The organism is Nitrospinota bacterium, assembly GCA_009873635.1.
GTDB lineage: Bacteria > Nitrospinota > Nitrospinia > Nitrospinales > VA-1 > LS-NOB.
On sequence record WAHY01000003.1, the window covers coordinates 76,201 to 90,798 of the forward strand.

Sequence of the window (14,598 nt, forward strand, 5' to 3'; positions counted from 1 at the left end):
GTGGTCAACAGCATATAAATGCTATAAGTTTGCTGTGTTGATTTAAAAGTCCGCTTGTGATGAGTTTTTTTTCTACGCTTGAAATGTTGGTGTTTAATATTGGGGCTGTTGTTTATTGGCGCCTGGTTGAGGAGTGGGTTAGTGTTAGAAATCGCTACGGTATTTGACTTCACGCGTGATGCGGTGATATTTGTGGTTGGAGTGACGGCAGTTCTTGCCAGCCTCGGTGTCATTATATGCTCTTCGCCGATCTATAGCGCATTATACCTGATCGGTCATATGATTTGCCTTGCCCTCTTGTTCCTCCTTTATAACGCAGAGTTTCTGGCTGTAGTCCAGATTATTGTTTATGCCGGGGCGGTGATGATCCTGTTTTTGTTTATTATTGCGCTTCTTGGTGGAAAAAAAGAAGTTCAGGAAAACTCTTTTCACCGTTCAATGGCTATCGCTTTTGTTTTCACCCTGCTGGGGGAATTATATTTGTCTGCTACAGTCGGTCCGACCAAACAGGTTGAAGGTGAAGTTCCTGTCGAAATGTTTGGCACAGCCAAAGCTGTCGGCCTTGAATTGTTTTCAAAACATCTCGTAGCGTTTGAGTTGGCCTCTGGTCTGCTATTAGTCGCGGCGGTAGGTGTTATTTGTCTGGCAAAGTTTTCTTTTGCCCCCTTGAGGAGGCGAGCGAGGTAATTATGGGTGAGGAATTTGTTTTATTGATCAGTGCTTCTATTTTCTGTGTCGGGACAGCTGGGTTTGTCATTCGCAAGAATCCCCTGATTATGTTCATGTCTGTTGAGCTGATGCTCAATTCGGTGAATTTTCTTCTGGTCACATATTCCAGTTTTTTGAACTCGCTGGATGGCCAGGTTTTTGCCCTGATGATCATGACAGTTGCCGCAGCGGAAGTGGTGGTGGGACTCGCTATCATTCTAACTATTTTTCGCACTCGTCACGAGATGGATGTTGACCATATCGATGTGTTGAAAGGATAATCTTTTGTTCGCAAGTAGTTGGCTTATACTTCTGTTTCCACTCCTGGGCTTTATAGGCCTGAGTTGGTACGGAAACCGCATTCCGAGGAAACTCGCTGGTATTGTGGGTTGTGGAACTGTGGCCGCCTCCTTCTTCATGACACTGGTGACTTTGAGCAACCTTTTGTTTTTATCACCTGAAGAAAGAGTTGGTCAGGTTCAGGTTCTGTATCAATGGGTATCTGCGGGTTCATTCAAGTTGAACATGGCTATTCTGGTCGACCCGTTATCGGTATTCATGTTTCTGGTTGTTACGGGTGTTGGTCTGGTGATCCATGTTTATTCCATGGGCTATATGCATGATGACCCTGAATATTCCCGTTTCTTCTCTTATTTAAACCTGTTTATTTTTTCCATGTTGGTGCTGGTTGCATCGGCGGACTTCTTTTTCCTGATTGTCGGCTGGGCTTTGGTGGGTCTTGCGTCGTATTTACTGATTGGTTTCTGGCGGGAAAAAACCAGTGCGGTTTATGCCGCCCGTAAGGCATTTGTCATGAATGTGATTGGTGATGTGGGAATGGTTATTGCCGCCTTTGCGATTTTCGAGTCGTTTGGAACTTTGAATTTTGTAGATGTGTTTGCTGCTGCACCCGGCATGTTCCGTCCGAATGACGATACCATTCTGTTGATCACCATGTTGTTGCTGGTGGGGGCGTTTGCGAAATCTGCGCAATTGCCGTTGCATACATGGTTGCCAGATGCGATGGAAGGTCCGACCCCTGTCAGTGCGCTGATCCATGCTGCAACGATGGTAACGGCGGGAGTTTATCTGGTGGCACGTTGCCACGTTCTGTATGAACTGGCTCCCTATACCATGTATTTCATTGCCGGAGTGGGAGTCATAACAGCAATTTTTGCCGGGTCGATGGCATTGGTTCAATATGACATCAAGCGTGTTATAGCCTATTCAACCATGAGTCAGTTAGGATATATGTTCCTCGCTATGGGTATCGGCGTTTACAGCCTCGGTATGTTTCATTTGATGACCCACGCTTTTTTCAAAGCTCTTCTCTTTCTCGCAGCAGGAAGTGTGATTCATTCGCTGGGCGGGGAACAGGATATTCGCAAGATGGGTGGATTGAAAGATGTAATGCCATTGACCCATGTGACTTTTTTAATAGGTGCCCTGGCCTTATCAGGGTTTCCATTGACCAGTGGCTATTATAGTAAAGAAGCGATCATTCTAAGTTCTTACCATGCTGAGATGGGGAACTTTGTTTTCTGGGCTATTGCGGTACTGGCTGCAGGGATGACAGCATTTTATATTTTCCGGGTTTATTTTTATACCTTTATAGGCGGTCTCCGCAGTCCGGATGCGCACCCGCATGAGTCGCCATTGATAATGGCTGCTCCGTTAATAATTCTGGGAGCATTGGCTTTATTCAGCGGTATATTGGGACCCTGGGTGGACAACTTTCTTTCCCCTGTGTTTGGCCACGCTGTTGAGCATCATCATGATGGCGCATTGGAAACCATAGCACTGATAGCAGGTATCGGGGGCATCGCGACGGCTGGTTTGTTGTATATGGTGAGTCAGGATCGGATGTCACTTATCAAAGAAGCCCTGGCCCCGCTTTATGACCTTTTATTCCATAAATATTATGTGGACGAGATTTATGATTTTCTGATCGTGCGTCCGACAAAAGCGATCGGTTCGTTTATGGAACAAAAAGCGGAACGTGAAGGGATTGACTTTGTTGTTGATGAGGTTGGTTTGCAGGTTAAAGAAGCAAGCCATGGAATCAGTCTCTGGCAGTCGGGGAAAGTTCGTACCTATGCGTTGAATATGGTTGTTGGCATGGTGACTATATTATTGTTTGTTGTATTTTTGTAACCGGGTAAACATATGCTGTCTCTTATTATATTCATACCTCTCATCGCGGCCTTTGGACTTCTCATGGTTTCCAGAGAAAATATTGCCGCGATCAAGATGGTTGGAATGGGAGCGGCAGGGGCGGTCCTGGTTCTTTCCCTTTGGTTGCTCCTTTCGTTTGATGCTGCTAATGCTGAAATGCAGTTTGTCCAGACATTTCACTGGGTACCTGCTCTACATATCAATTACCTGGTCGGTGTGGATGGTATCAGCCTGTGGATGGTTGTGCTCACCGCTTTTTTAGGGTTCATAGCAACTCTATTTTCTTTCTCTCAAAAAGAAGGCCTCAGAAACTTTGTGGCTCTAATGCTGGCTCTTGAGGCAGGAACACTTGGTGTCTTTCTGGCACTTGACACCATTCTGTTTTATGTGTTCTGGGAACTTATGCTGGTGCCAACTTATTTTCTCATTGGCATATGGGGCGAAGGTCGAAGGGTCTATGCCACGATGAAGTTCGTGATCTATACCCTGGTGGGAAGCCTGCTGATGCTGGTTGCGATCATTTCCCTGACAATGATTCATTATGGAGCCACGCATGAAGTGACTTTTGATTTGCGTGTATTGACTCATACGCACATTGATCCCGCCACTCAAATGTGGATGTTCTTTTTCTTTTTTATGGCATTTGCTGTCAAAGTCCCGGTATTCCCTCTGCACAGCTGGTTGCCCCACACTTACGTGGCTTGTCCCATGCCTGCTTTGATTTTATTGACGGGAGCAATGTCCAAAACAGGGGCTTATGGGTTTCTGCGTTTTTGTTTGCCATTATTTCCTGAAGGAGTAGAAAGTTTTGCCGCGTTTATTGGGTTCCTGGCAGCTTCTGGAATGGTTTATGGCGCCTGGATTGCCATTGCACAAAAAGACCTGAAAGCTCTAGTGGCTTATTCCAGTATCAGCCATCTTGGGTTTATTGTGATCGGTATCTTCGCAAGTAATGGAACAGGAATTGAGGGCAGTGTTCTGCAAATGGTCAATCATGGCATCATTGCATCAGCTCTTTTTCTGATTGTTGCATTTATAGAAATGAGAATGGGAACCCGCAATTTGAATGAGCTTCGTGGCTTGAGTAATGCCATGCCGGTTTTGTATGGGAGTTTTATGCTGATCATGCTGGCTGCCCTTGGGCTTCCGGGATTGAACGGTTTTGTTGGAGAATTCATGATACTGGTGGGTGTCTGGACTTCTACCATGTTTTCAGGTTTATCGGGTGTTCTGGTATTGATGGGAGGGCTATCGATTGTCTTTGCCTCCATTTACATGTTGTATATGTTCCAGGGGTCGATGCAGGAAAAATCTGACAACCTCCCTGATGAATTGGTTGATATTGATAAATGTGAGTTCAAACTTATTTTACCCGCCTGTTTCCTCATTTTATTGATCGGTCTTTATCCCAAACCTTTTATTGACCGGATCTCTCCATCGGTAGAGTCGTTGCTGCATCTTGAAAAAACCGTTAATCTCCATGCAGGGGAAGAAAGCCACCATTAAGGGTGGTCACGGAACAATGCCTTATTGGACCTAAAGTCCCTTTGACCGCATGATAAAAATATTTCCATACCAGGTATAACTCTGGGTCTGTATTCATTAATTTCGATCAAATTGTTAATCTGGGTTCATGAGGTCTTTGCTGTTTCTGTCAATGGACTTTCTGTGATTTTGAGGGGGATGGTTTTTGAGATTTGGCAAGAAAATTGTTGACGGTATTTTTCTCGAACGGCCAAATCGCTATCTGGCTCGGGTAGAAGTAGAAGGTAAAGAAGTTCTTGCTCATGTTCCAGATCCGGGGCGTTTGCCGGGTTTAATGCTGGCTGGTAGAAAAGTTCGACTGATCCATCAACCCGGACCAAAACGTAAAACTGAGTACACACTGGTTCTGGTCAGGCATGGGTCCATATGGGTGTCAGCGTTTCCGGTTTTTGCCAATAAATTAATTCAGGGTGCTCTGGCGGATAGGTTGCTCCCTTTCCTGAGAGGTTATTCTGAATTTTTCAGCGAGGTGAAAGTAAATAGCAGTCGATTCGATTTTAAATTGATGTTTCCGAAAAACCATGCCTTTGTAGAAGTAAAATCGGTAAGTTTTGTAGAGAATGGGCTTGGCAAGTTTCCTGATGCACCAACGGAGAGGGGATTAAAACATGTTAAAGAGCTGATGGAATTTTGTGAGAATGGCTATCGTGGAGCTGTGGTGTTTGTTTCACAAAGGTCAGACACAAAGTCTATCACTTGTAATGATGAAATTGACCCTGTATTTGGAGAATGGCTTCGGAAAGCGAGTGATAAAGGGGTGGAGCTTTATGGGATGAATTGTAGGGTAACACCAACAACGATCTCCTTAAACAAGGCTGTAGAAGTTGTTCTGTAAGGCTGAATGGCTGGTTGGCCTGTGGTTTCTGAGGTTGTCAGGTAGTTCGAGTATTATCGTTCGAGAAGTAAGGCCAGGTCGGGAATAGTAACCCATTGATCTTGATAGCGCACCCATTCCTGTTCAACGGTTATGGTTTCTAACTTGGTGCGGGGTAATACGGTAACCTGGTAACGTATGATGACAATCGCTCGATCAAATCTTTCGTTGGAATTTCTGGTGGTTGGAACACCGTTATTGAAAAACCTAATGTCTATAATGGTTGAATCAAAAAAGGTGATGCGCTTTCTGACCTCCAGCGAATTGGACAGATACTCAGGTCTGTAGAGCGGGTGTACAAACTGAGCGCTGGCATCAATGGCCTTGCTTTCAAACTCGAGGTTGTATGTCTTGATGCTTAAGTCCAATTCTTTCTGAGATTGACTTAGAGAGCCCAGTGTTCCACAGGAATTGGAAGTAAAGATCGCAAGGAAAAGACAGGTTTTAAGGGTAAGGGAAAACTTGGGATTTAACATAAGGTCGGAAATTTTATATGACTGGTTGAGAGGTTACATCTCAAGCTTATTGATTATAAATGAAAATCCTGATTTCTTCCACCGGCGTATGAAAATGTTGCATGGAATTATAAGATGGGTGAAAAATGGTGAAACAAAAAGTGGCTGGCAGAAATAGAAGAATAAAGAGTGGGTCGGCACCGGGGAAGAAGACTAAGAAGAAAGATTTGACGCTTTGGGATCAGGCATCCCGCTGGTATGACTCTTTAGTTGGCAGCCAGGGCACGGATTTTCAAAAAGATATCATCATGCCTGGTGTACTGCGCTTGCTGGAAGTGAGCAAGAAGGATCGTGTGCTGGACCTGGCTTGCGGGCAGGGAGTTTTTTCCCGTTATTTATCCGGTAAAGGTATTCAGGTTGAGGGGTTGGATTCCTCAGCTGAATTGTTGAAGTTTGCCAGGTCTCGTTCGACTGCATCTGTCCGCTACCGCGTTGGGGATGCGAGCGATCCGAAAAACTTTAAAGCAAACAGCTTCGATGGCATTGCTTGCCTGATGGCTATACAAAATATCGAAAAGATGGATCAGGTATTCAGTTGTGTGTGCCAGTGGTTAAAGCCGGGTAAGTGCTTTGTGATGGTGATGACGCACCCTTGTTTTCGTATGCCCAGACAATCTCACTGGGGGTGGGATGAGGATAAAAAAATGGAATACAGACGGGTTGATCATTATATGACGGAAACCAATGTGCCAATACTTACCCCTCCCTTTGCCGATTCCAAATCATTCACCCTCACCTATCATCGCCCAATGCAGAGTTATATTTCAGCATTGGCACAGGCCGGCCTTTGTGTCGATGGAATGGAGGAGTGGATTTCGAACAAAAAAAGTCAGCCGGGAAAAAGAGCGAAAGCTGAAAACAGAGCACGAAAAGAAATCCCTTTATTTTTGGCTGTAAGAGCCCGATTAATAAATTGAAACGATCCTAATTGTTATGCCCAGTTATAGTTATGAACTCCCTGAGCAAGGCCGTCTTTTATCGCTTATCCGCGAGAACCTGAATAAAGTAGGGAAAGAGTGGAGCGAGATGGCAGACTTCATGCTTGAAGGCCATGTTGAATATAAACCGCTAAGGGCTAATCCAATGCGGTCAGGCAGTCAGTTTGTTTATCAGCGCGCAAAACTCAATCTGACGCTTTATTTTCCTGAACGTATTTTTGAACACTTTCTAAATGAACTGGATTCTGAAAAGCTGGAACTGCTCAAGGCGGTGGTGCAATCTTCCTTACCCAGACGTTCCGGGTATGATATTAATGAATTTAAAATTCTTGGAATTATTAAGGACATTTAAAAGGGTTCTTTCCGTTCAACCCATACTGAATGGTGTGTCGTCTTCAATGGCTTTTCGAATGCTAAGCATCCACTGTTGATAGAATGCTGAGTTATGGAGACTGAGCAGTCGCATTGCCAGAATTTCTCCTGCCATCATCAGGTGTCTGAGATAGGCTCTAGAATAATTTTTACAGGTGTAGCAGGTGCAGTCTGGATCTATGGGGTCTGAGTCCATGCTGTACTGTGCATTTTTAATGTTGATTTTCCCTCCTTTTACAAACAGGGAGCCGTTTCTTGCGTTACGAGTGGGCATGACACAGTCGAACATATCCACGCCCATGGAACTGCATTGCATGAGATCTTCAGGCGTACCAACGCCCATCAGGTAGCGTGGTTTGTCATCGGGAAGAAGAGGAGCAGTATGGGCTGTAATGTCATACATCATGCTCTTTTCTTCTCCAACGCTCAGCCCACCAATTGCATAACCTGGGAAATCTATTTCGATTATTTGTTCTGCGCTTGTTGTTCTCAGGTCTGTAAACATTCCGCCTTGAACAATTCCAAACAAAGCTTGTTTGTCCGAATGGATTGCATTTTTGCACCTCTGGGCCCAGCGTGTTGTTAGTTCTAATGACTTCATTGTCTGGTTAATGTCTGCAGTATGCGGAGTTGGTTCATCGAAAGCCATGATAATATCTGCACCCAGCGCCTGCTGAATCTCAATGGAACGTTCTGGAGAAATGAAGTGAGAAGAACCGTCAAGGTGTGATTGAAAAGTTACACCATCCTCGGTGATTTTGGCGAGTTCGTTGAGACTGAAAACTTGGAATCCCCCGCTATCGGTAAGGACAGGGTGAGGCCAGTTCATGAATTTATGTAGTCCGCCAAGTGAGCGGATCAGCTCGTGTCCAGGCCTGAGGTATAGATGGTAAGTGTTCCCAAGTATGATTTGTGACCCGCAAGACTCAAGGTCCTCCCTGGTTAAAGCTTTAACAGTAGCCTGGGTTCCGACAGGCATAAAGCAGGGGGTATTTATTTCCCCACGGGGTGTTGTTAAAACTCCAAGTCTTGCGGAAGAATGGCTATGCTTCTTTAGTATTTTAAACTCGATCACTTTTCCTCACTGAGCCGTTTTATTATCGGGGCGGGTTTGAGCGTTTCGCGCCATCCGCCATATTGATGGTGAGTTGATTGAAAGGAATTGTTAAATTGTTGTCGTTACATATTTGGACCAGGGCTGTCTGGATCTTTCTGCGGTTTTCCTCGTGGTGTTCTGCACATTTTCCATCAACGTGAATTATGACCATAAGGTTCAGAGAGCTTGCACCTGGGTTGTCGAAACGGACTTCCAGGAAATTAAAATCCGGAGAATGACCTTCAAAAAACTGAGAAAGGTGGTTTTTTAATCCATTTTCGATGAGCCTGGGGATCTCTTCGCATATTCTGTTTTGCACACCATATTCCAGGCCAAATTCAATGCAGTAACGAAAACCTGTGGAAATATTCAAAGGGGATTGGTTTAAAAAATCACTCGTCGAATAATATTTTAAGGATCCACCTTTTAAGTCAAGCACAACTTGTTCCAGTGTCTGATGTTTGATTTGTCCGTATGTTCCATCGGTCAGAATGACCCAGTCTTTTACATTTGTGGGAAACCAGGGTTCTTTATCTACTACCGGGCGGGAATGTTTGTCAATTAAATCTCTTAAGGGCAACCTGATTTCCCCTCCCTCAAGGCTGGTGTTGACCAGGTTGGCACTTAAACCTATATCTTTAACAAGCCATGGGACACCATTCCAGATAAACCTCTCTCCCTCACGAACTGTGCCGAGATTAACGATCAGTTTTATTTCCTGAAGGAAGGTTGGCAGGTATTGTCTTGATGTCCAGGCAACAAGAATGAGCGCCATAACTATCAGGCTGATTAATAGCCAGTCATTAAAAAAGTAGAGGCAGGCCATACCTACCAATAAACATATAATAAGGATGAAAATATTGTAGGCTGCGCTGAACAATTTGCCGAATGCCGGGCTCAGTTGGGAAAACACATTGAATTTTAATATCCATTTTCTAAATCTATTGAGCAACCACCACAGTCCGCAGAATGTGGCAATGGTTATCAGTAAGTTTCTGCCGCGATTCTTGAAAAAATCTTTGATCTGATTTTTTGCAGAATCTATGAGTGACTCATCTGAAGCAAGAATCTGGTCAAGGCTCTTTCTGGTCTCGCTCATGCTCAACTCTGGTAACTCAGGGTCATATTTATTTCTCAATAGTTCCAGCCTTGAAAGGTATCGTGCTTCCTCAGGTTTTTTGGGGTCTTTAATCCTAGTCTGGGAATTTTCAAATTTTTTCAGGTATCGGGATGCTTGCTTATGGAGGGCCAGGGTGGTCTCCAGTTCGGTGATACGTTTTTTCAAAGAATCTACTTTGCGTGGTTTTTCGGTCAGGTCGCGAATTGCCTGGAGGAGGGGAGATGTTATTTCTTCCAGCTGTTTTGTCCATGGAGACTTTTCCTTTTTCTTTGTAGAGCCATCATGTAATGGAAGGCTGGTGGCCAAAGAATCGAAGTTCAGTTGTAGCCTGTCAATTTGTCCCTGAAGGTTGATTATTTTTTCAAGGTTTTCTTTTGTTTCGGATTTCTTTCTAAGTGCTTCGACTTCGCTCTCGAGAACGATAATTTTTTTGATAATTAAAATCAGGTGTCGCTGAATTTCCGTATCTTCAGGAACCGATTCCGCAAAAATAAAGGTGGGATACAGAAAGAAAATCGTCAGTATTAAAGAAAAAAATAATCTCAAGGGGGCAAAGTGAAAACTAGAGAATGATGCGGTTGGTTTCCCAATGTTCATTGCATTCTTAGTGTTGGTTATAGTTTTGGTAACCCCTGCTTTAAACTGACAAAGCTTCTAGTTTTACTGTAACAACAAGGCTTTAAGAATGGCTTTCTGCACATGAAGTCGGTTCTCAGCCTGGTCAAAAACAATTGAGTTTTTTCCATCCAACACTTCGGATGTAATCTCCATTTCCCGGTGAGCTGGAAGACAGTGCATTACGAGAACGTTTTCTTTTGCCGCATCGACCAGTTTCTGGTTTATCTGGTAGGGAAGAAGCTGTTTCTTTTTATTTTCAGTGTCTTCTTCCTGTCCCATGCTCACCCAAACGTCAGTATAAATGACATCTGCATTTTCTACCGCTTCAAAAGGGTCTTCAATAATTTTTACCTGACCACTTCCATCAAGTGCGGGAATTGGTTCGGGCTGAAAATTTGATGGGCAGGCCACCGATAGATCCATTCCCATTATTGTAGCTCCCATCATCCAGGAATAAGTGACATTATTGCCGTCACCCACGTAAGCAACCTTCACGCCTTCTATGCCTCCAAGTTTTTCTTTGATGGTGAAAATATCCGAAAGAACCTGAACAGGGTGGTTCAAGTCTGTCAGTCCATTGATAACGGGTATCGATGAATGCTCGGCGAGCGCGATCACTTCATTATGATCGAAGGTCCTGATCAAGATTCCGTTCAAGTAGCGGGAAAGCACCTGGGCTGAATCCCTGAGGGTTTCGCCACGTTTCAATTGCAGCTGGTCTCCGGTTAAGAACAATGCGTGTCCACCAAGCTCAAACATTCCGACTTCAAAAGATATGCGAGTGCGTGTGGAATGCTTGTTAAAAATCATTCCGAGAGTTTGTCCTTTTAAAGGCAGATGTTCGATGCCTTTCTGGCGTTTCTTTTTCAGGTCGTCAGATTCTTCAAACAATTCGAGAATTTCTTTTTGTGTGAAGTCATTGATGGCTAATAGATCTTTTTTCATTTTATATCAAAGATAAAGTGTTTATTTTAGCTTGGACAGGCTGTCAGATAGCACTGCAATCATTCCATCAATATCTTTCCTGGAAATATTGAGCGGTGGAAGAAACCGCAATACATTTTGCTGAATGCAGTTAATCAAATAACCACGTTCCATGCATTCGTTAACTATGTTGCCGCCAGGCTTTTTTAGTTCCAGGGCGAGAAACATTCCCTTGCCACGAACTTCCCTGACCACGGGATTGTTTTTAGAGATTTCTTTTAAGCGTTGTAAAAAATAATTTCCAGTGGCGTTGGTTTTGTCCAGAAAGTTTTTTCCAGTCAGAACTTTTAAAGAGGCAAGAGCTGCGGAACAGGCTATTGGGTTACCGCCAAAGGTTGCCGCATGAGTGCCGGGGACAAAAGATTTCATAACCTGATTAGTGCCTGCCAGCGCTCCTATGGCAACGCCTCCTCCTAAAGCTTTTGCGAGGGTCATGATATCTGGCTTGACCCTGTAAAGCTCATATGCAAACAGCTTTCCCGTTCGGCCAAAGCCCGTTTGCACTTCATCAAAAATCAGGAGCATGTCATGTTCTTTGCAGAGTTTTTTCAGTCCCTTCAAATAAGAGGGATCGGGAATATTCACTCCTCCTTCACCTTGCATGGGTTCAACCAGGATGGCACAGGTTTTTTTAGTAATTGCTTTGCGGGCTGATGGTAAATCGTTAAAAGGAATGTATTTGAACCCAGGTAAGAGCGGTTTAAATCCAGCATGGAATTTTTTCTGAGCCGTAGCAGAGAGTGACCCAAGGGTACGCCCATGAAATGAGTTGTTCATGGTGATGATTTCTGTCCGCTCTTTTTGCCCTTTATCGAAAAAATACCTGCGAGCAAGTTTTATTGCCCCTTCATTTGCTTCTGTTCCACTATTGCAGAAAAAAACTTTATCGGCAAAGCTCAGAGATGTTAGTTTCTCTGCCAGCCGGGATTGTGGTTCGATATGGTATAAATTGGAAACGTGGATCAGCGTTTCGGCCTGTTTTTTTATGGCCGATACCACAGCAGGGTGACAATGCCCGAGGTTGTCAACAGCAAGGCCGCTGACAAAATCAATGTATTGTTTTCCCGATTTGTCCCAGACTTTGGCGCCTTTTCCCTTTACCAGGGCTATCGGGTAACGTCCGTAAGTTCCGGCAACGTGTTTTTCCGTAAGCTGGATAATGCTTTTGTTCATTAGCTTTTTAATGTGAGAATAATTAAGGAAGAAACTTTAGCATAAAAGTTTATGGAAGAATATAAAAACCTTGGTGTTCAACATATTGTTTTTAATATTAATAGGGCTGTAAAATAACCTGGATAGACAGTGAGGGGTTATGCCGTTTAAACGAGTAAATATATTTGGCGGGATATTACGTGGTTTTAGAAAAATTCTGGATTTTATATTTCCTCAAAACTGCATTTCGTGCGAAGGCAACATCAATGAGTCAGATTATTTTCTTTGTTCGGGTTGCAGGGGGGATATAGGGTTTATCCGGCAGCCATATTGTTTTCGGTGTGGAATTCCGGCTGACATATCATATGAAAACCCTCATGAAGAGTTTGTGTGCGGGGAATGTCGACAAAACACTTGTCAATTTGATCAAGCCAGAAGCCTGGGGTTTTATGATACGGTTTTGCGCAAAGCTATTCATCACTTCAAATACCGCAGGCAGATGGGTGTGCTTCCAGAGGTGGATCGACTTCTAAAAAAATATTTTGACGAGAACCCTGATTTTTGCCGGGGCTTTACTGTGTCACCTGTGCCGTTGCATTTCAACAAAATGAAGGAGAGAGGATTTGACCAGGCATTTTTAATTGCCCGGCAAGTGGCTATGATTTTAAAACTTCCTCTTGAAGGTGGGTTGTTGCGTCGTGTGAGGGAAACGAGTGCTCAGGCAAACATGACACGTATGGAAAGGGCCAAAAACATTAAGGGGGCTTTTGAGGTTAACCGTCCTGAGTTGGTTGAAGGCAAAAATATCTTGTTGGTGGATGATGTGTTTACAACAGGAGCAACAGTGAATGAAGCCGCTGGAACATTAAAGAAAAATGGCGCTGGAACAGTTCATGTTTTCACGCTTGGTAGAGTGGTTGTGGGAAAAAGTTCCGGCTTATGAGAGAAGAAGGTTTGTAACCTTATAAACAATAATGAGGCGGAGCAACCTCTTTGCTCCGCCTAAGTTGTTAGTGGGGTGTAACCATGTACCAGGTAAATATGCTGGCTATATAGCCAAGAGCAATAGCTGGCGCCCATTTTAAATGCGACATGAATGTATAATGTTCACGGTCAACCCCCATTACTGCTACTCCTGCAGCAGAACCAACAGATAGCAGGCTACCACCAACTCCCGCGGTCAATGTGATTAAAATCCATTGGTCGAGACCCATTTCCGGACTCATTTTCAGAACTGCATACATGACAGGGATGTTGTCAACAATTGCAGAGAGGACTCCCACCAGAATATTAGAGGTAGTCGGGCCCAGGTTCCCATACATGTTTTCGCTGATCATTGCCAGGTAGCCAATGTATTGCAGTGCGCCAACTGCCGTAAGAACTCCGAAAAAGAAAAGCAGGGTGTCAAATTCTACGCCTTCGACTTTTGTGAAGATATCAAAGCGGTGTCGTGTTCTTCGATCTTTAGCAATGCCCATTTTTTCAAGATGCCTTTTCTCTCCCCAGCGCTTTAAATAGTAACCTTTAATCATCAACAGACCGAGCCCAAACATCATCCCAAGAAAAGGAGGCAGATGCAGGAATTGATGAAAAGACACTGCTGTGGCAACGGTGAAGATTCCCAGCCCAATGATGAACTTGGCTCCGGCTTTCAAATGTACTGCTTCCGCTTCAGGCTCCGGCGTTTCATCAGGTATCCAGAAATACATGATACCCGCTGGTATGATCCAGTTGATTAATGAAGGAAGTAGTAAATAAGAAAATTCCATAGTTTGAACTTTCCCTGACGTCCAGACCATCAAGGTGGTTATATCTCCAAAAGGGCTCCAGGCGCCTCCTGCGTTTGCCGCGACCACAATGTTGACAAATGCGGGAACGATGAAACGTCCGTTGCCATTGCTGACCGCAAGCGCCACGGTCGACATCAAGAGGGCACTTGTTAAGTTGTCAGCAATTGGAGAAAGCAGGAATGTAATTCCCCCTGTTGCCCAGAATAACTTTTTAAACCCCAGACCTTTTTTAAGTAACCACCCCTTTAATGCTCTAAATACATTTCTTTCATCAAGGGTATTTATGTAAGTCATGGCTACTAAAAGGAAGAAGAAGAGTTCGCCGATTTCAGCAATCAATTCTTTAACATGATCGTGAGCGTGTCCTCCACCATGTTGAGCTTCATAGAGACCAATTAGAGCCCACATGAAACAACCGATCAATATGACCGGCTTGGACTTCCGCATATGGATTTGCTCTTCGAATATAACTAGAGTGTAGGCTAGACAAAAACAGATTAGGCACGTATATCCGACCCAGGCATCAGTAAGACTATGCATTCTTTGGTCCTATTGAAAAAGTTGAACAATTGGTCCAAGCGTAGCAGTTGAAATCGCCCTGACCTTGATAAAGGTGTACTCAACAAGCTGATTTCTTTAAAGATATTGATATGTCATGATAATTCAACATGTTGGGAATTACAAGCATTTGTCAACATGGACAAAAAAGTG

14 protein-coding genes are annotated in these 14,598 nt (G+C 44.0%); 8 read left to right on the forward strand and 6 right to left on the reverse strand.

The window, feature by feature from the left end; all coding sequences use genetic code 11:
* Nucleotides 1-150 precede the first annotated feature (150 nt).
* The 5 genes from F3741_03035 to sfsA all read left to right on the forward strand — a co-directional run bounded on the left by F3741_03035 (nt 151) and on the right by sfsA (nt 5,263).
* On the forward strand, nt 151-687 hold the full coding sequence (locus F3741_03035) for an NADH-quinone oxidoreductase subunit J (protein ID MZG29773.1): 537 nt from the start codon (nt 151-153) through the stop codon (nt 685-687).
* A 2-nt stretch (nt 688-689) separates the two neighbouring features.
* Nucleotides 690-989: an NADH-quinone oxidoreductase subunit NuoK gene (gene nuoK / locus F3741_03040; GenBank protein MZG29774.1), complete on the forward strand. Its 300-nt coding sequence runs from the start codon at nt 690-692 to the stop codon at nt 987-989.
* A gap of 4 nt (nt 990-993) precedes the next feature.
* The gene (nuoL, locus tag F3741_03045; protein ID MZG29775.1) at nt 994-2,862 is read left to right on the forward strand and encodes an NADH-quinone oxidoreductase subunit L; all 1,869 of its coding nucleotides are present in this window, start codon (nt 994-996) and stop codon (nt 2,860-2,862) included.
* A 12-nt stretch (nt 2,863-2,874) separates the two neighbouring features.
* On the forward strand, nt 2,875-4,389 hold the full coding sequence (locus tag F3741_03050) for an NADH-quinone oxidoreductase subunit M (GenBank protein MZG29776.1): 1,515 nt from the start codon (nt 2,875-2,877) through the stop codon (nt 4,387-4,389).
* A 184-nt stretch (nt 4,390-4,573) separates the two neighbouring features.
* Complete coding sequence (gene sfsA, locus F3741_03055) at nt 4,574-5,263, forward strand: DNA/RNA nuclease SfsA (GenBank protein ID MZG29777.1); 690 nt, start codon at nt 4,574-4,576, stop codon at nt 5,261-5,263.
* A gap of 53 nt (nt 5,264-5,316) precedes the next feature.
* Here sfsA and F3741_03060 read toward each other — a convergent pair whose 3' ends face one another.
* Nucleotides 5,317-5,778 (reverse strand): hypothetical protein, encoded by a 462-nt coding sequence (locus tag F3741_03060; protein MZG29778.1) that lies wholly within the window; start codon nt 5,776-5,778, stop codon nt 5,317-5,319.
* A 125-nt stretch (nt 5,779-5,903) separates the two neighbouring features.
* Here F3741_03060 and F3741_03065 point away from each other — a divergent pair, with 125 nt between their 5' ends.
* Both F3741_03065 and F3741_03070 read left to right on the forward strand, forming a co-directional pair.
* Nucleotides 5,904-6,734 (forward strand): class I SAM-dependent methyltransferase, encoded by an 831-nt coding sequence (locus tag F3741_03065; protein MZG29779.1) that lies wholly within the window; start codon nt 5,904-5,906, stop codon nt 6,732-6,734.
* Between the two features lie 16 nt (nt 6,735-6,750).
* Nucleotides 6,751-7,107 (forward strand): hypothetical protein, encoded by a 357-nt coding sequence (locus F3741_03070; GenBank protein MZG29780.1) that lies wholly within the window; start codon nt 6,751-6,753, stop codon nt 7,105-7,107.
* A gap of 15 nt (nt 7,108-7,122) precedes the next feature.
* Here F3741_03070 and tgt read toward each other — a convergent pair whose 3' ends face one another.
* The 4 genes from tgt to F3741_03090 form a co-directional block, all read right to left on the reverse strand.
* Complete coding sequence (gene tgt, locus F3741_03075) at nt 7,123-8,202, reverse strand: tRNA guanosine(34) transglycosylase Tgt (GenBank protein ID MZG29781.1); 1,080 nt, start codon at nt 8,200-8,202, stop codon at nt 7,123-7,125.
* Between the two features lie 22 nt (nt 8,203-8,224).
* Entirely contained in the window at nt 8,225-9,940 is a 1,716-nt protein-coding gene (locus tag F3741_03080; protein MZG29782.1) for a hypothetical protein, read from the reverse strand.
* Nucleotides 9,941-10,003: 63 nt separating this feature from the next.
* Nucleotides 10,004-10,906 (reverse strand): ornithine carbamoyltransferase, encoded by a 903-nt coding sequence (gene argF, locus F3741_03085; GenBank protein ID MZG29783.1) that lies wholly within the window; start codon nt 10,904-10,906, stop codon nt 10,004-10,006.
* Between the two features lie 21 nt (nt 10,907-10,927).
* Nucleotides 10,928-12,118: an aspartate aminotransferase family protein gene (locus F3741_03090; protein ID MZG29784.1), complete on the reverse strand. Its 1,191-nt coding sequence runs from the start codon at nt 12,116-12,118 to the stop codon at nt 10,928-10,930.
* 139 nt (nt 12,119-12,257) lie between these two features.
* Here F3741_03090 and F3741_03095 point away from each other — a divergent pair, with 139 nt between their 5' ends.
* Nucleotides 12,258-13,040, forward strand: a complete 783-nt coding sequence (locus tag F3741_03095) for a ComF family protein (GenBank protein MZG29785.1) — start codon at nt 12,258-12,260, stop codon at nt 13,038-13,040.
* Nucleotides 13,041-13,107: 67 nt separating this feature from the next.
* Here F3741_03095 and F3741_03100 read toward each other — a convergent pair whose 3' ends face one another.
* The gene (locus tag F3741_03100) at nt 13,108-14,427 is read right to left on the reverse strand and encodes a sodium:proton antiporter (GenBank protein MZG29786.1); all 1,320 of its coding nucleotides are present in this window, start codon (nt 14,425-14,427) and stop codon (nt 13,108-13,110) included.
* Nucleotides 14,428-14,598 lie beyond the last annotated feature (171 nt).